Below are 16742 nucleotides of genomic sequence, written 5' to 3'. Positions count from 1 at the left end.
GCACCACCCCGTCAGTAGCTGAACAGGAGGGACAGCTGATAGAAACAGAAGCCACTGGAGCACCTCAAAAACACCATCATACACTAAATCAGTAAGTTGGCAGCATCACCCTGAATGAAATGTGTCAATCCACAGAAACCGCTGTCAATGACGCATTTTGTCGGACGTTAACACAAGAAAGTCTGGCTATTCCGTAATGCCATCTTATTTCGTAATGGATTGAGAATGCTGGATTTTTAATTATATTACGCGCAGTATTAATCGCGTAAATGTTTTGCGGTCAGCAACGGTGGGGGATCCATTGTTCTGTTCAATGAATACCATCATACATTTGAATCAGGAGTCGGTATGATGATTTTGGTGACGGGGGGCGCACGGAGCGGGAAGAGTCGCCACGCAGAGGCGCTTATTGGGGACTCTTCACAGGTTCTGTATATCGCTACCTCGCAAATCCTTGATGATGAGATGGCTGCACGGATAGAACATCATCGGCAAGGCCGCCCGGCGCACTGGCGCACGGTGGAGCGTTGGCAACATCTTGATGAATTAATTCATGCAGACATTAACCCGCATGAGGCTGTGTTGCTGGAATGCGTTACCACCATGGTGACTAATCTGTTGTTTGATTATGGCGGCGATAAAGACCCTGATGAATGGGATTATCAGGCGATGGAACAGGCGATTAATGCTGAGATTCAGTCGTTGATTGCTGCCTGCCAACGTTGTCCCGCAAAGGTTGTATTAGTGACTAACGAAGTGGGAATGGGGATTGTGCCGGAGAGTCGTCTGGCACGACATTTTCGTGATATTGCCGGGCGGGTAAATCAGCAGCTGGCCGCTGCGGCAAATGAAGTATGGTTGGTGGTTTCGGGTATTGGAGTAAAAATCAAATGAGTAAATTATTTTGGGCGATGCTCTCTTTTATTACGCGTCTGCCTGTACCGCGTCGCTGGTCCCAGGGACTGGATTTCGAGCATTATTCTCGCGGTATTATTACTTTTCCTTTAATTGGATTATTGCTTGGCGCGATTAGCGGGCTGGTCTTCATGGTGCTGCAGGCATGGTGTGGCGTACCACTGGCGGCACTGTTTAGCGTGCTTGTGCTGGCGCTGATGACCGGGGGATTCCACCTGGACGGCCTCGCCGATACCTGTGATGGCGTATTTTCTGCACGTAGCCGCGATCGCATGTTGGAAATCATGCGTGATAGCCGTTTAGGCACCCACGGCGGTCTGGCATTGATTTTTGTGGTACTGGCAAAGATTCTGGTGTTAAGCGAGTTGGCTCTGCGTGGCGAACCGATCCTTGCATCGCTGGCGGCAGCATGTGCGGTCAGCCGCGGGACTGCCGCATTATTGATGTATCGTCATCGTTATGCCCGGGAAGAAGGGCTTGGCAATGTGTTCATTGGCAAAATTGATGGGCGACAAACCTGCGTCACACTCGGCTTAGCCGCTATTTTTGCTGCCGTATTATTGCCGGGTATGCATGGTGTGGCTGCTATGGTGGTGACGATGGTGGCGATTTTCATCCTCGGTCAGCTTCTCAAACGTACGCTGGGCGGGCAAACCGGCGATACGCTGGGAGCTGCTATAGAGCTTGGTGAACTGGTCTTCCTGCTGGCACTGCTATAAAGAGACGTGACATGCAAACACTTGCCGATTTACTGAATACGATCCCTGCCATCGATCCTGCCGCGATGTCGCGTGCACAACGGCATATTGACGGGTTACTCAAACCTGTTGGTAGCCTGGGAAGGCTGGAGGCGCTTGCCATACAACTGGCAGGAATGCCGGGGTTGAATGGCATACCGCATGTGGGCAAAAAAGCGGTACTGGTTATGTGTGCCGATCACGGCGTCTGGGAGGAAGGGGTCGCTATTTCCCCAAAAGAAGTGACAGCCATTCAGGCTGAAAATATGACCCGCGGAACAACCGGCGTGTGTGTGCTGGCAGCACAAGCGGGCGCTAACGTCCACGTAGTTGATGTTGGTATTGATAGTGCTGAGCCTATCCCCGGGCTTATCAACATGCGTGTCGCACGAGGTAGCGGCAATATTGCTTCAGCTCCGGCAATGAGTCGCCGTCAGGCTGAAAAGTTGCTTTTGGACGTCATATGTTATACGCGGGAGCTGGCAAAAAACGGTGTCACGCTGTTTGGTGTAGGTGAACTGGGGATGGCAAACACGACACCGGCAGCGGCAATAGTCAGCACAATCACTGGCCGGGATCCTGAAGAAGTGGTTGGGATTGGCGCAAACCTGCCGACAGATAAACTGGCTAATAAAATTGATGTTGTGCGCCGGGCGATTACGTTGAATCAACCAAATCCGCAGGATGGCGTTGATGTTCTGGCAAAAGTGGGGGGATTTGATTTGGTCGGAATGGCTGGCGTGATGTTAGGCGCTGCTTCCTGCGGTTTACCCGTGTTGCTGGATGGATTTCTTTCTTATGCTGCTGCGCTCGCAGCCTGCCAGATGTCTCCTGCAATCAAACCGTATCTCATTCCTTCTCACCTGTCGGCAGAAAAAGGGGCGCGTATAGCGCTGTCGCATTTGGGGCTGGAGCCTTATCTCAATATGGAGATGCGTTTAGGTGAGGGGAGTGGCGCAGCTCTGGCGATGCCCATCATCGAAGCTGCCTGTGCGATATATAACAACATGGGCGAACTTGCTGCCAGTAATATTGTTCTACCGGGGAATACGACTTCTGATTTGAACAGTTAAAAACGAAAAGTCTGATAAAAGCTATACTTAACGGATAGCTTTCGCGACATAGGAAAGGGACATGATGCGTCGTGTAAATATTCTTTGCTCATTTGCTCTGCTTTTTGCCAGCCATACTAGCCTGGCGGTAACTTATCCATTACCTCCAGAGGGTAGCCGTTTGGTGGGGCAGTCGCTTACTGTAACTGTTCCTGATCACAATACCCAGCCGCTGGAGACTTTTGCCGCACAATACGGGCAAGGGTTAAGTAACATGCTGGAAGCGAATCCGGGCGCTGATGTTTTCTTGCCGAAGTCTGGCTCGCAACTCACCATTCCGCAGCAACTGATTTTGCCCGCCACTGTTCGTAAAGGGATTGTGGTTAACGTCGCTGAGATGCGTCTTTATTACTACCCGCCAGACAGTAATACTGTGGAAGTCTTTCCTATTGGTATCGGCCAGGCTGGGCGAGAAACCCCGCGTAACTGGGTGACTACCGTTGAACGTAAACAAGAAGCTCCAACCTGGACGCCAACGCCGAACACTCGGCGCGAATATGCGAAACGAGGGGAGAGTTTGCCCGCATTTGTTCCTGCGGGGCCCGATAATCCCATGGGGCTGTACGCGATTTATATTGGCAGGTTGTATGCCATCCACGGTACCAATGCCAATTTTGGTATTGGACTTCGGGTAAGTCAGGGCTGTATTCGTCTGCGCAATGACGATATCAAATATCTGTTTGATAATGTTCCTGTTGGAACGCGTGTGCAAATTATCGACCAGCCAGTAAAATACACCACTGAACCAGATGGCTCGAACTGGCTGGAAGTTCATGAGCCGCTGTCGCGCAATCGTGCAGAATATGAGTCTGACCGAAAAGTGCCATTGCCGGTAACCCCATCTTTGCGGGCGTTTATCAGCGGGCAAGAAGTTGATGTGAATCGCGCAAATGCTGCGTTGCAACGTCGATCGGGAATGCCTGTGCAAATTAGTTCTGGTTCAAGACAGATGTTTTAAGAGCGTTGGTAATTAGAAAGCAAAAAGCCTGCTAGAAAGCAGGCTTTTTTGAATTTGGCTCCTCTGACTGGACTCGAACCAGTGACATACGGATTAACAGTCCGCCGTTCTACCGACTGAACTACAGAGGAATCGTGTGAACGGGGCGCATATTAATGGCAGTGCATGGTGATGTCAAAGGGTGAAATGCATTTTTTTGTTTGTTTGCTGCCAATTTCAACAAAGTGGTGAGCTTTCAATCTTATTGGGTAATGAACCATCGTGGTGCATACCCTCCTTTTATAGGGCAGGGGAACGCGACAGCTGATTAAAGGAGCAAATGACGAATCTATCATAATCTCTTATTTGACAGTTGGTTAGCTTGTACATCAACACCAAAATAAAACTGGCAAGCATCTTGCAATCTGGTTGTAAGTAATGGCGGCACTTGGGCCGATTCTTAAAAACCGGAGGCAACATGAACTTCAGACGCCTGAAATACTTCGTAAAAATTGTAGATATTGGTAGCCTGACCCAGGCTGCTGAAGTATTGCATATCGCACAACCAGCGCTCAGCCAGCAGGTTGCCACACTGGAAGGTGAGTTAAATCAACAACTTTTGATCCGTACAAAGCGGGGCGTTACACCAACAGACGCCGGAAAAATTCTCTATACCCATGCGCGGGCCATTTTACGTCAGTGTGAACAGGCCCAACTGGCGGTGCATAACGTTGGTCAGGCATTATCGGGGCAAGTCTCGATTGGCTTTGCACCAGGAACCGCTGCGTCATCCATCACCATGCCCTTATTACAGGCGGTTCGCGCTGAATTTCCGGAGATCGTTATCTATCTTCATGAAAATAGTGGTGCAGTGCTTAACGAAAAATTGATAAATCACCAACTCGATATGGCGGTGATTTATGAGCATTCCCCTGTGGCTGGTGTATCCAGTCAGGCTTTGCTGAAAGAAGATCTTTTTCTGGTAGGAACTCAAGATTGCCCGGGGCAAAGCGTTGATGTGAATGCTATTGCGCAAATGAACCTCTTTCTCCCCAGTGATTACAGTGCTATTAGACTTCGTGTTGATGAGGCTTTTTCCCTACGGCGACTCACGGCAAAAGTTATTGGTGAAATTGAGTCTATTGCCACGCTTACCGCAGCGATTGCCAGCGGCATGGGCGTTGCAGTATTACCCGAATCGGCCGCGCGTTCGTTATGTGGCGCAGTAAATGGGTGGATGTCACGCATTACCACTCCTTCCATGAGTCTCTCTTTGTCATTAAATTTACCCGCCAGAGCGAACTTATCGCCACAGGCACAGGCAGTGAAAGAGTTGTTAATGTCAGTGATTAGTTCTCCAGTGATGGAAAAAAGGCAGTGGCAATTGGTGAGCTAAGTGTTATATCGGGATGGAATAAGATGCGGGTTTTTATTATTTGTTATGCCGGGCATTAGACTTTAACAATAACGGGAAATCTGAACTGCCCGGAGTTTACCGTGAATTTCCAACAACTAAAGATAATCCGCGAGGCTGCACGTCAGGATTACAACCTGACAGAGGTTGCGAATATGCTTTTTACCTCACAGTCAGGCGTCAGCCGTCATATTCGGGAACTGGAGGATGAACTTGGCATCGAAATATTTGTTCGACGAGGTAAGCGACTGCTGGGCATGACTGAACCGGGCAAAGCATTACTGGTCATTGCAGAACGTATTCTGAATGAAGCCAGTAATGTTCGTCGGCTTGCAGACCTGTTTACCAACGATACGTCTGGCGTTCTCACTATTGCAACGACGCATACTCAGGCACGTTATAGCTTGCCAGAGGTCATTAAAGCTTTTCGCGAACTTTTCCCGGAGGTTCGGCTCGGGCTAATCCAGGGGACGCCACAGGAAATTGCGACATTGTTGCAAAATGGCGAAGCTGATATTGGTATCGCCAGCGAGCGTTTGAGTAATGACCCGCAGCTCGTCGCCTTCCCGTGGTTTCGTTGGCACCATAGTTTGCTTGTTCCACACGATCATCCCTTGACGCAAATTTCACCATTGACGCTGGAATCAATAGCGAAGTGGCCGTTAATCACTTACCGACAGGGGATTACGGGGCGCTCACGTATTGACGACGCATTTGCCCGCAAAGGTTTGCTGGCAGATATTGTATTAAGTGCGCAGGATTCTGATGTCATTAAAACCTATGTTGCTCTTGGGCTTGGGATCGGATTAGTTGCCGAGCAATCCAGTGGCGAACAAGAGGAAGAGAATTTAATCCGCCTGGATACGCGGCATCTTTTTGATGCTAATACTGTCTGGTTGGGACTGAAGCGAGGACAACTTCAGCGTAACTATGTCTGGCGCTTTCTGGAACTTTGTAATGCAGGACTGTCAGTTGAGGATATCAAGCGGCAGGTGATGGAAAGCAGTGAAGAGGAAATTGATTATCAGATATAGCAAAAATCCCGCTATAAAAGCGGGCTTTTCAGGAATTTGGCTCCTCTGACTGGACTCGAACCAGTGACATACGGATTAACAGTCCGCCGTTCTACCGACTGAACTACAGAGGAATCGTTGTTGAGGCACATCTTAACGGCGAAAAATCTTTTGTCAAACCCGATTTTTAAATTCCCCAACTGTTTGCCGTTTCTATCAACAGTTTGTTGCATTTGCAGACAATTTGTTGGCGAAAATCTTTGCAGCTTTGCTGATTCTCCCTCATTATTTGAAATGTGGTTTCACTTTCTGCAATTAAGGTCGGCTTTGAATATCTCCTCTGCTTTACGCCAGGTTGTTCACGGCACTCGCTGGCACGCTAAACGCAAGAGCTACAAAGTGTTGTTCTGGCGCGAGATAACCCCGCTTGCTGTTCCTATCTTCATGGAGAATGCCTGTGTCCTGTTGATGGGGGTTCTGAGCACTTTTCTGGTCAGCTGGCTGGGAAAAGATGCGATGGCCGGCGTGGGATTGGCGGACAGCTTCAATATGGTCATTATGGCTTTTTTTGCTGCTATCGATCTTGGTACTACTGTCGTTGTGGCATTTAGTCTCGGTAAGCGGGATCGACGACGAGCGAGGGTGGCGACGCGGCAGTCATTGGTGATCATGACGTTGTTTGCCGTACTGTTGGCAACGCTTATTCATCATTTTGGCGAACAAATTATTGATTTCGTCGCGGGTGATGCCACGACAGAAGTTAAAGCACTGGCGTTGACTTATCTGGAGCTGACGGTACTCAGTTATCCAGCAGCTGCCATCACTCTTATTGGTAGCGGGGCACTTCGTGGTGCAGGGAATACGAAAATACCGCTATTGATTAACGGTAGCCTGAATATTCTTAATATTATTATTAGCGGCATATTGATTTACGGCCTTTTCTCCTGGCCGGGACTGGGATTTGTCGGGGCAGGGCTGGGTTTAACCATTTCTCGTTATATTGGCGCAGTTGCAATTTTGTGGGTGCTGGCGATTGGTTTTAATCCTGCGCTAAGGATTTCGTTAAAGAGCTATTTTAAACCGCTGAATTTTAGCATTATCTGGGAAGTCATGGGGATTGGTATTCCCGCGAGTGTCGAATCAGTGTTATTTACCAGTGGTCGGTTATTAACCCAAATGTTCGTTGCCGGGATGGGGACCAGTGTTATTGCCGGAAATTTTATCGCGTTTTCAATTGCGGCTCTTATCAACTTACCCGGAAGTGCGCTCGGCTCTGCTTCTACGATCATTACAGGCCGAAGGTTGGGGGTAGGGCAGATAGCGCAAGCAGAGATTCAGTTGCGGCATGTGTTCTGGCTGTCCACTCTTGGATTAACGGCCATCGCCTGGCTAACGGCTCCCTTTGCCGGGCTTATGGCATCGTTTTACACCCAGGATCCACAGGTTAAACATGTCGTTGTGATTCTGATTTGGCTAAATGCTTTATTTATGCCTATTTGGTCCGCCTCATGGGTGCTACCCGCTGGATTTAAAGGTGCTCGTGATGCCCGTTACGCCATGTGGGTTTCGATGTTGAGCATGTGGGGTTGTCGGGTTGTAGTCGGTTATGTGCTGGGAATCATGCTTGGCTGGGGTGTGGTTGGTGTCTGGATGGGAATGTTTGCCGACTGGGCTGTGCGGGCCGTGCTGTTTTACTGGCGAATGGTTACTGGACGTTGGCTATGGAAATACCCTCGACCCGAGCCGCAAAAGTGTGAAAAAAAGCCAGTTGTGTCGGAATAAACGACAAAATGCAGATTATTTCAGCAAACGATTTCAAATTTAAAAAACAGGCTTTGACATTGTGGGTGGGCATCGCTAATATTCGCCTCGTTCTCACGATTCCTCTGTAGTTCAGTCGGTAGAACGGCGGACTGTTAATCCGTATGTCACTGGTTCGAGTCCAGTCAGAGGAGCCAAATTTTAGTTTTGAGACATCTCTATGAGTCTCAAAACAGTTAAAAAATAAAAATTATTTTTACCCGGTTACCTTGTAAAAAAGTGACCGGGTTTTTTGATTTCTGTGTTTCGTGCGCTTAATCGAGTCTCACGCTTCAGTGAGCAAGTTGCCCCCCAACAGACATCACGATTCGCAAGGTCAAAAACTCTGTTCCATGAAGTACCGTACAAAGATAAAGAGAAAAATGCCTTATGCGGGATGTCGCTATCGCGTCTTTATCGGGAAACTATGCGTAATTGCCACTTTGCCTTCTGTAATCAGAAAAAGAAGAACTGGAATTTTAATAAATATTATTTCTCTGGGAGCGGGGGTTTTTTATAATCAATATGACGAGTTGAACATTATATTTTTTATAAGGGTTATATGAGATTAAAGAAATCTGCCGTAAAGACAGATTTCTTTAAAATATAATTAGAGATTTGCGACGTTATGATAAACTTTTTGTACATCGTCGTCATCTTCAAGGGCATCAACAAGCCCTTCAAAGATTTCTAAATCTTCTGGGGAAAGCTCAACTTCAGATTGCGCAATCATTTCTAATTCTGTTGTTGAGAACTCAGTGATTCCAGCTGCTTTTAGAGCCGCGATTCCTTTATGAAGGTCAGTAGGTTCGGTATAAATAACAATGTTACCTTCTTCTTCAGTCACATCACGAACATCAACTTCAGCTTCAAGTAAAATTTCAAAAATATGGTCAGGGTCTGATCCTTTAAATACAATCACACCCGTATTGTCAAACATATAGCTGACAGAACCTGCCGCTCCGATATTGCCGCCTTTTTTATTGAAAATTGTGCGAACGTTAGCAATCGTACGGTTAACATTTGAAGTCAATGTCTCGGCGATAATCATTGAGCCATTAGGACCAAAGCCTTCATAACGGCCCTGCACGAACGTTTCATCTCCGCCGCCTTTGGCTTTATCAATTGCTTTATCAATAACGTGCTTTGGAACTTGTGCCTGCTTTGCACGTTCAATAACGAATTTTAAAGATGTGTTTAATTCTGGATCGGGTTCACCTTGTTTAGCAGCAGCATAGATTTCTACACCGAATTTTGCATAAATTTTAGACGTTGCACCGTCTTTAGCCGTTTTTTTAGCAACAATATTGGCCCATTTACGTCCCACTGCAATGATCTCCTCGAAAATTTATTTACATTACTGGTAAATCGTTAACATGTGTTAAATCAGCATATTATATCATAACAGGAAAAATCTCGTCTATTAGAAATAAAAATATTCTAAAGCCATAATCTTATATTTTGTTTTATAAAAACTAATGTTGTTGGCGGGATTTTTTATAATTATATTTTGAAAGCATACATGCTTTTAATATGCGGAAATCATTAAGACGATAATGAAACTCGCATCTGCCCAAGGAAGCAAACAGCCCGCGTTGATTGCAGGCTATTTGCCAGATGTCTTGCTTAATCCTTCACATCTATTTCTGATGAGAAGGTTCAGAACTTATTATCGGAACGGCGGCTCATTAAAGGTTCGTAATTTACGCGAATGCAGTCGGTCGCCTTCTGCGCGCAGCAAATCGATCGCCCGAATGCCAATTTGCAGGTGTTCGGAAATAGCACCTTCATAAAAACGGTTAGCCTGACCGGGAAGTTTAATCTCGCCATGCAACGGTTTATCTGAAACACACAGTAGTGTCCCGTATGGCACGCGGAAACGATATCCTTGCGCGGCAATGGTTGCACTTTCCATATCAATTGCTACGGCCCGGCTTAAGTTAAAACGAAGTGCAGAAGCTGAGTAACGTAATTCCCAGTTCCTGTCATCTGTGGTTACCACAGTACCTGTACGTAGCCGCTGTTTGACTTCCTCACCGGGCCTGCCACTCACCAGCTTGGTGGCGTCATAAAGCGCACGTTGCACTTCAGCAATGCTCGGAATAGGAATATCGGGCGGCAGAACCGCATCAAGAACGTGGTCATCGCGTAAATAAGCGTGTGCAAGTACATAATCGCCAATGGCCTGACTTTCACGTAATCCGCCACAGTGACCAATCATCAACCAGACATCCGGGCGTAGCACTGCCAGATGATCGCAGATGGTTTTAGCATTGGACGGTCCCACGCCAATATTCACCAGAGTAATACCCTGAGCATCGGCGGTAATTAAATGCCATGCTGGCATCTGGTGTTTTTTCCATGCAAGGTCGGAAATGGCTTCTTCTGGCGCTTCGGTTTCGGCGGTGATCCAGTTCCCGCCAGCACAAGAAAGGGCAATGTAAGGACTATCAGGATCGAGGATCTGGCTGCATCCCCAACGAACGAATTCATCCACATAACGTGTGTAGTTGGTAAACAAGACGAACGGCTGAAAATGTTCAACTGGCGTACCGGTATAATGGCGCAACCGTGCGAGGGAAAAATCGACGCGGCGCGCATCAAAATGCGATAGCGGGGAGAATTCCGTTGGATGATAAATGCCGTCTGCAGTTTCATCGCCAATTTGCGCCAGTTCTGTTGTCGGGAAGTAGCGAGTTAACCCAGCGCTCATTGAGCGATCAAGTGTCAATTCAGAGCCATCGATGACATAAGGATAAGGGATTTCATGCTGCGAGGGTTGCACAGAGATATGCGCACCATAATCCTGATACAGCAACGTAAGTTGTTCATTAAGATACGAACGAAAGAGAGTAGGGCGAGTAATCGTGGTGGTGTAGCTGCCTGCGTGAGTAAAACGACCAAATGCGCGCGTTTTGGGGGGATTGGTTGTGCTACCGTCCCAGGTTACGGTCAGTGATGGATAGACAAAAAGACCTTGTTTGCGGGCGTTTTCATCAGGTAATTCGCCACTTGTAATATAGTTGCCAATGGCGTTGCGTAATGCGACTACAGATTGCTCATACAGCGCGTCGAGTTTATCCAGTGCCTGAGCTGGGGTCAGACCGGAGCCCTTATTATTCATGTGTGTCTCCTGTTCCATACAATTACCGCACATCCGATAGTATGTCACAGAAATGTGAAACAAAAGTGTAAGGCGAAGATCGGATGATCTTCGCCAGGCTATCAAGCGCGTTGACTGTCTTTCATCAACAAAGCGGTCATTGCGGAAATCAGGCATCCAGCCAGCAAATAAATGGCGACGCTATGCCAGTTCCCGGCAAAGTAAGTGATGAGTGCAGCGGCAATAAAAGGTGTAAATCCACCGCCAACCACACTGGCAACCTGATAACCGACTCCAGCGCCACTATAGCGATAACTGGCACCAAACATTTCGGTAAACATCGGTTGTTGCACACACACCACCATGTCATGCGCAATGTTTGCCAGCATTATGGAGAAGAAAACTATCCAGAAAATAGATTGTGCTTCAAGCGCCATAAAGAAAGGAAATGCGCTCAACGTTCCGATTAACGCACCTGTGATATAAACCCTACGGCGACCAAAACGATCGGCAAGCCAGGCAAAACAGGGAATTGTCAGGCAGCTTAATCCACCTACCAGCAAACCAATATTAAGGAAAAGTTCGCGCGGTAGCCCCATATTCTGGGTTGAATAATTAAGTGCAAAGGCAGTAACGATGTACATCGTCAGCAATTCGCACAGTCGTAGCGCAATAATCTTCAGGAAAGCACCGGGATGTCGTAACAGCGCTTCGATAACCGGGATGCGTTTTTTCGCGGCAGCTTGATAATGTTGCTGTTGTTCAAATTCCGCGGACTCTTCCATGCCATTGCGCACCCACAATGCTCCCAGTACCAGTACGATGCTAAATAGGAAAGGAATGCGCCAGCCCCAGCTTAAAAACTGTTCGTCAGTCGTCATCATACTGATCAATGAAACCAGTCCGGTTGAAAGCAGTAAACCTACACCGTAGCCAACTTGTACACCGCTACTGTAAAAGGCTTTTTTATTTTTCGGTGCACTTTCAACGGAAAGCAACGCCGCGCCTCCCCATTCGCCGCCGACGGCAAATCCCTGAATGGCACGCAGTGTCACCAGCAAAATAGGTGCCCACCACCCAATGGTCGAGAATGAAGGAAGAATACCAATCAAGGCTGTCGCGATGCCCATCATCCAGACGGTCAGCATTAACATGCGCTTACGTCCCAGTCGGTCGCCAAAGTGACCGAAAATGACACCGCCGAGCGGACGGAAAAGGAATCCGACGCCAAAGGTAGCAAATGCGGCGAGCGTTCCCATCGCCGGGCTTACTTGCGGGAAAAACTCGCGATTAAACACCAGTGCGGCGGTGATGCCATAGAGTAAAAAATCATACCAGTCGACGACGGCACCAGCGAAGCTGCCTAACGCAGCTCGTCGGGCGCGACTTAACGAAAGCGTCCCTTCATCGGGACGAGTGGAGATGAGCGTGGAGTCCATAATGATCCTGTTTGTACTGTCTTTTTATAATTAGTATGGAAAAGGTAACTCACATTGCCGTCGATCTATAAACGAACCTTATGAGACTACCTCGACAGAGCGCATCTGCAAATGATTTTATGGCTGATTAGCGGCAACATGAAAAATTCGATGGAAGATGAAAGCGCAGGAGTTGCTGGTGTTGTTTAAGGATTAAGCAGAGGGCCCACAGGTTCGAGATATGAAACATAAAAGTCCGCATATGCACAAAATTGTACCCTGATGATTCTGATAGACTGCATTGCATTATAACCAGTAGGGAGGCGAGGTTAGTTATGTTTTTAGTATCATTGTTGAGACGTATTGCATTTAGTTACTACGATTATAAAGCTTATAATTTTAATATTGAAAAAACAGACTTTGTTGTCATACATATTCCCGATCAGATTGGCGATGCTATGGCCATCTTTCCTGTTATTCGGGCGCTTGAATTGCATAAAATTAAGCATCTATTAATTGTTACGTCGACAATTAATTTAGAAGTCTTTAATGCGCTCAAACTTGAACAGACTAAATTAACATTAGTCACAATGACTATGCAGGATCACGCAACATTAAAAGAAATAAAATATTTAGCGAAGAACATAACACTGCAATACGGTACGCCGGATCTTTGTATAGAGGCGATGCGTAAAAAGAACCTGAAAACGATGATATTTATCAGTCAGTTGAAAGCAAAAACGAATTTCCAGGTCGTCGGTTTAACCATGAAGTGCTATTCCCCTTTGTGTAAGAACGCGTCCCGGATGGATCAGAATCTCCGGGCTCCTGTACCCATGACATGGGCATTTATGATGCGTGAGGCGGGTTTTCCGGCAGTCAGGTCAATATATGAATTGCCATTAAGCGATGATGTACTCGATGAGGTACGCGAGGAAATGCGATCGTTAGGATCTTACATTGCGCTCAATTTAGAAGGTAGCTCGCAGGAACGTATATTTTCATTTTCGATTGCAGAAAATATAATAGCAAAAATTCAAAGTGAAACAGATATTCCAATAGTGATCGTTTATGGACCCAAAGGGGAAGATAAAGCTAGGGCATTAGTGGATTGTTATAATAATGTCTACCGTTTATCCTTATCACCCTCTATTAAACATTCAGCAGCAATCATAAAAGATGCTTATATTGCAATAACTCCTGACACCTCAATATTACATATGGCAAGTGCCTATAATACCCCTGTTGTTGCAATTTATGCTGATTACAAAACGCGATGGCCCGCAATGGCCGATGTTTTGGAGTCAGTCATCGTTGGGCAAAAAATTGACAATATAAGTCTGGATGAATTCGCAAAGGCATTAAAAAGTGTTTTGGCGAGAATTTGAGGCAGTACTTATGCATAGTAATGCCGATCTGTTATGAACGGTGGTGTCATCAATACTCTGAGGCTGGTCAATCATCACAGAAAACCAGCCTTTGGATCAAAGCAATACTCACCGAAAATGATCATAGTCACACCGAACGCGATTCATGCGGAACTGTTTGGTAAATAGCACCACCGGATCTTGGGGGCGCTGTGATTATTACAGTATTGCTATCACCGTCATTTTTGAATGTCACTTTACCAGTAGCATCAACGCCTACCCAAGAGGCCGAGTTTGAAACGAATAATCAGCCGCCGTTTTTCCTGGTGCAAAGTTGTCATTATTCAACTGATAATACGCCCCGGTAAATCCCTGCGAAGGGAATGAAGCTGTCGGTAGGTTTGCACCATTCACTGACACTGTACCGGTCATTGGTCTGGTTTCCGCGCTAATGAATTCTATCGTGGTACTCAGGCCCGCCTGATGAACACCATTCAATACGGGGATCAGCGTTGCGATACCCTCTCCGCCTCCTGTAACAGTAGCTTTGTAATCACCGTTGATATTTTGAGTGTAATCAATTGCGCTAATTTTCATATAGGGCACGTTTGTACCTGATTGCACAAATTCCATCCCTTCAGAAACTTTGATCGGATTGCCTGATATATCGTGCAGAACAAGATGTAGCTCAGCACTATCGGTAAAGTCCCCTTTCAGTGATGACTGGTTGTTCTTAAGGATGGACTGCGAGGCGTCTGCTGGGCCTGCCACTAGCGATATATCTACTGTTTGCATTCCACCTGCGCTTGTGACTGTGCTTACAGTGACGCTCCCCGTTATCGCTCCTTTCACGCTTGTTGTCGCGATTCCGTTTTGATCGGTCACCGCTGTTAATGACGTTAATGTGGTGGAGCCGTTTTTTAAGGCGAAGTACACAGTGAGACCTTCGATCAGGTTACCACTGCCATCCTCAACCGTTGCCTTTAAGGTACTTAAATCACTGTTGGTGGCGGCGATAGTCGACGGTTCAGCGATAAAGCTAGCAACATGTGCGGTGCTTGGGTTGCCAGTAACCTTCACGGTTGTCTGTGTCTGTATTGTGACGCCGTTATGGAACGATGCAGTCACCGTATATGTACCGACTTTATTGCTGGTCAGAACGACTGGAGCCTGACCTGAAGAGTTGGTTCTCACTTTTCCGCCACTTAACGTCGCACCTTCTAGCGTTACGCTAAAGTTGATGACCTGACCCTCCACTGGAGTGCCATTTGCAGAGGTTAGCATTGCCGTCAGAGTAGCGCCTTTAGGAGCATTGACACCGATAAGCGGACTGGACGTGAGTGTCAGTTTTTCATCAATAGCCTCCAGTTGTTTCTCAAGTGAAGCTCCATTCGCTAGGGATGCTTTTACAGTATACGAGCCGTTTCTTTCAGGCGTCATGGTGACCTCGGCTACTCCCTGCGTATTAGTAGAGACCGTATTCTGGCTGATGATCATTTGCGAGGATGGCGCTGCACTGAATGTCGCGGGTTGATGCGTCACCGGGTTGCCAAACTGGTCGTTAACGTGAGCTTTAACTGCTATGTCTTGTGCGACCATGACCTGACCTTCAGGTATCTCCTGACTGGTAATCGTCGCAGAATTAACATCTACCTTGGCATTCAGTAATCGCGAGATGACTTCAGTAGGTTTATCTGCCAGAGAGGCTGAAACTGTTTTTAGTCCGACCTCGGTGCTTGTCACAAGAATTTCAGCGAAAACCTGATCATCCGTTTCAACGCTGGTGCTGCTTAGCGTGACGGAGGTTCCACGGAAATTAACTTTTATACCTTCTACTGGGTTGCCGTTTCCATCAGTCACTGTTGCCTGTAGCCTGGTCATTCCAATGTTATTGGCGATGAAATTGTCCTCGGTAACGTTAAGATTAACCTGCGCAGTGAGCGTATCCGCAGTAAAGTTCACCACCAACTGCTCACTCTTACCGCCAACCATCGATGCTGTCACGGTATGAGCGCCTGCTTTTGTACCTTACAGCGTGACTTTCGCTTTGCCATCGGCATCAGTAACCGCTTTGTCGCCATCGCTCAGCGTGAAGTTCGCCTTCACATCTTCCGGTAGAGTAAATGTTACCTCAGTGTTGGCTATCGCATTGCCCTCTGTATCAGCGACGGTGCTGTTAGTGTCGTGAGATCGTTATTGTCGGCAATCACCGGGTCCTTCGAGGCTGCCAGCGTGATTTCAGCATTCGTGACGTTCGGCACATAGTTCACTGTTTGTTGCATCGAATCGCCATTTTCGAGGGTTGCCGTCACGGGAGTTCTTCAGGCTGAAATCTTCATCCACGCCCAGCGTGATTCTTGCGGTACCGAAGCGGCTTAACCAGTCTGTCATTACCCCTGAAGCCTGAGAAGAGGCCCATCCACGTGCTATGTTTGCCGCTTGCTCGCTGTTCATATCTTCGGCGAGCAGAGATCCAATTAGCTGTGAAGTACTGGCTATCTGTTGCTCAAGGTTGCCACTGCTGTTACCCGGCGGCGGGGTTAAATTTTTTTCACTAACTTGTGCCGGGACATCCAGTTCATCACCCGGGCGGACATTACGAACAAACGTACGAAACTGGTTGAGTTTGCGTAACAGGGGGGTATCTATAATTTGTTGCACAGGACAAATATATCTAGCTTCTGTACAGAGTCTTAAATTTTGACCATAAATAAAACCGTCCCTGTCAAGCATGCATAGTTTATCAAGTAGGTCTCCCACAAACTGCCTGAATTTTATTTTTCCATTAAAAGTTTGTATCTTCTTAAGTATCACAGGTGAACCGCCCCGGGTTTCCTGGAGAGTGTTTTATCTGTGAACTCAGGCTGCCAGATCATCGTTTCCGATGGAAGCATAATAAGCTTTTTCTGCTTCTGCCGGAGGAGTA

Annotated in this window: 12 protein-coding genes, 3 tRNA genes and 3 pseudogenes; 10 read left to right on the top strand and 8 right to left on the bottom strand. The window is 47.2% G+C overall.

The annotated features are described in order from the left end of the window. On the bottom strand, window positions 1-55 hold a 55-nt coding region (locus ACJHWT_RS23835; RefSeq protein WP_129692851.1), incomplete at its 3' end, for an IS1 family transposase. A gap of 55 nt (window positions 56-110) precedes the next feature. Between ACJHWT_RS23835 and ACJHWT_RS23830 the strand changes: the two are divergent. From ACJHWT_RS23830 to ldtA, 5 genes and pseudogenes are all read left to right on the top strand, one after another. After that, window positions 111-197 (top strand): annotated as a pseudogene (locus ACJHWT_RS23830) (cobalamin biosynthesis protein); the annotation flags it as partial. Between the two features lie 151 nt (window positions 198-348). Then, on the top strand, window positions 349-894 hold the full coding sequence (gene cobU / locus ACJHWT_RS23825) for a bifunctional adenosylcobinamide kinase/adenosylcobinamide-phosphate guanylyltransferase (RefSeq protein WP_000973159.1): 546 nt from the start codon (window positions 349-351) through the stop codon (window positions 892-894). Then, on the top strand, window positions 891-1634 hold the full coding sequence (cobS, locus tag ACJHWT_RS23820) for an adenosylcobinamide-GDP ribazoletransferase (protein ID WP_001297350.1): 744 nt from the start codon (window positions 891-893) through the stop codon (window positions 1632-1634). Before cobU ends, cobS begins: the two co-directional genes overlap by 4 nt. A gap of 11 nt (window positions 1635-1645) precedes the next feature. After that, a complete protein-coding gene (gene cobT, locus ACJHWT_RS23815; RefSeq protein ID WP_001193786.1) occupies window positions 1646-2725 on the top strand; it encodes a nicotinate-nucleotide--dimethylbenzimidazole phosphoribosyltransferase in 1080 nt (359 codons plus the stop codon). A 61-nt stretch (window positions 2726-2786) separates the two neighbouring features. After that, window positions 2787-3722 carry a L,D-transpeptidase gene (gene ldtA / locus ACJHWT_RS23810; RefSeq protein ID WP_072147500.1) on the top strand — a complete coding sequence of 312 codons (936 nt, stop codon included), beginning with the start codon at window positions 2787-2789 and terminating at the stop codon, window positions 3720-3722. 55 nt (window positions 3723-3777) lie between these two features. Here ldtA and ACJHWT_RS23805 read toward each other — a convergent pair. Then, window positions 3778-3853, bottom strand: a tRNA-Asn gene (locus ACJHWT_RS23805). Between the two features lie 326 nt (window positions 3854-4179). Here ACJHWT_RS23805 and nac point away from each other — a divergent pair. Together nac and cbl are read left to right on the top strand one after the other, a co-directional pair. Beyond that, window positions 4180-5097 carry a nitrogen assimilation transcriptional regulator NAC gene (gene nac, locus ACJHWT_RS23800; RefSeq protein WP_001011462.1) on the top strand — a complete coding sequence of 306 codons (918 nt, stop codon included), beginning with the start codon at window positions 4180-4182 and terminating at the stop codon, window positions 5095-5097. Between the two features lie 101 nt (window positions 5098-5198). Next, on the top strand, window positions 5199-6149 hold the full coding sequence (cbl, locus tag ACJHWT_RS23795; protein ID WP_029402749.1) for an HTH-type transcriptional regulator Cbl: 951 nt from the start codon (window positions 5199-5201) through the stop codon (window positions 6147-6149). Between the two features lie 37 nt (window positions 6150-6186). Here the strand turns inward: cbl and ACJHWT_RS23790 are convergent. After that, window positions 6187-6262 (bottom strand) — tRNA-Asn (locus tag ACJHWT_RS23790). Between the two features lie 160 nt (window positions 6263-6422). Here ACJHWT_RS23790 and yeeO point away from each other — a divergent pair. Together yeeO and ACJHWT_RS23780 are read left to right on the top strand one after the other, a co-directional pair. Beyond that, complete coding sequence (gene yeeO / locus ACJHWT_RS23785) at window positions 6423-7910, top strand: toxic metabolite efflux MATE transporter YeeO (RefSeq protein WP_023140295.1); 1488 nt, start codon at window positions 6423-6425, stop codon at window positions 7908-7910. 100 nt (window positions 7911-8010) lie between these two features. Further along, window positions 8011-8086, top strand: a tRNA-Asn gene (locus ACJHWT_RS23780). Between the two features lie 452 nt (window positions 8087-8538). Here the strand turns inward: ACJHWT_RS23780 and ACJHWT_RS23775 are convergent. From ACJHWT_RS23775 to shiA, 3 genes are all read right to left on the bottom strand, one after another. Beyond that, a complete protein-coding gene (locus ACJHWT_RS23775; protein ID WP_000532912.1) occupies window positions 8539-9255 on the bottom strand; it encodes a YebC/PmpR family DNA-binding transcriptional regulator in 717 nt (238 codons plus the stop codon). Between the two features lie 342 nt (window positions 9256-9597). After that, on the bottom strand, window positions 9598-11052 hold the full coding sequence (gene amn / locus ACJHWT_RS23770) for an AMP nucleosidase (protein ID WP_001060242.1): 1455 nt from the start codon (window positions 11050-11052) through the stop codon (window positions 9598-9600). 101 nt (window positions 11053-11153) lie between these two features. Continuing rightward, the gene (gene shiA / locus ACJHWT_RS23765) at window positions 11154-12470 is read right to left on the bottom strand and encodes a shikimate transporter (protein ID WP_000378572.1); all 1317 of its coding nucleotides are present in this window, start codon (window positions 12468-12470) and stop codon (window positions 11154-11156) included. 314 nt (window positions 12471-12784) lie between these two features. On the opposite strand from shiA, the gene ACJHWT_RS23760 reads away from it, so the two are divergent. Next, complete coding sequence (locus ACJHWT_RS23760) at window positions 12785-13837, top strand: glycosyltransferase family 9 protein (RefSeq protein ID WP_000480506.1); 1053 nt, start codon at window positions 12785-12787, stop codon at window positions 13835-13837. A gap of 160 nt (window positions 13838-13997) precedes the next feature. Here the strand turns inward: ACJHWT_RS23760 and ACJHWT_RS23755 are convergent. Both ACJHWT_RS23755 and ACJHWT_RS23750 read right to left on the bottom strand, forming a co-directional pair. Continuing rightward, window positions 13998-16128, bottom strand: a pseudogene (locus tag ACJHWT_RS23755) (Ig-like domain-containing protein); the annotation flags it as partial. Next, window positions 16055-16636, bottom strand: a pseudogene (locus tag ACJHWT_RS23750) (inverse autotransporter beta domain-containing protein); the annotation flags it as partial. The pseudogenes ACJHWT_RS23750 and ACJHWT_RS23755, both read right to left, overlap by 74 nt. Window positions 16637-16742: the final 106 nt, after the last annotated feature.

This window comes from Escherichia sp. WS338 (assembly GCF_046486405.1).
In the GTDB taxonomy this organism is placed as follows: domain Bacteria; phylum Pseudomonadota; class Gammaproteobacteria; order Enterobacterales; family Enterobacteriaceae; genus Escherichia; species Escherichia coli.
Note: the sequence above shows the minus strand (reverse complement) of the source record. Positions and strands in the feature narration are given on the sequence as shown.

Coding starts and splice junctions, on each gene's coding strand:
- cobU (WP_000973159.1), top strand. CDS start 349: ATGATGATTTTGGTGACGGGGGGCGCACGGAGCGGGAAGAGTCGCCAC.
- cobS (WP_001297350.1), top strand. CDS start 891: ATGAGTAAATTATTTTGGGCGATGCTCTCTTTTATTACGCGTCTGCCT.
- cobT (WP_001193786.1), top strand. CDS start 1,646: ATGCAAACACTTGCCGATTTACTGAATACGATCCCTGCCATCGATCCT.
- ldtA (WP_072147500.1), top strand. CDS start 2,787: ATGATGCGTCGTGTAAATATTCTTTGCTCATTTGCTCTGCTTTTTGCC.
- nac (WP_001011462.1), top strand. CDS start 4,180: ATGAACTTCAGACGCCTGAAATACTTCGTAAAAATTGTAGATATTGGT.
- yeeO (WP_023140295.1), top strand. CDS start 6,423: ATGTGGTTTCACTTTCTGCAATTAAGGTCGGCTTTGAATATCTCCTCT.
- amn (WP_001060242.1), bottom strand. CDS start 11,052: ATGAATAATAAGGGCTCCGGTCTGACCCCAGCTCAGGCACTGGATAAA.
- shiA (WP_000378572.1), bottom strand. CDS start 12,470: ATGGACTCCACGCTCATCTCCACTCGTCCCGATGAAGGGACGCTTTCG.
- ACJHWT_RS23760 (WP_000480506.1), top strand. CDS start 12,785: ATGTTTTTAGTATCATTGTTGAGACGTATTGCATTTAGTTACTACGAT.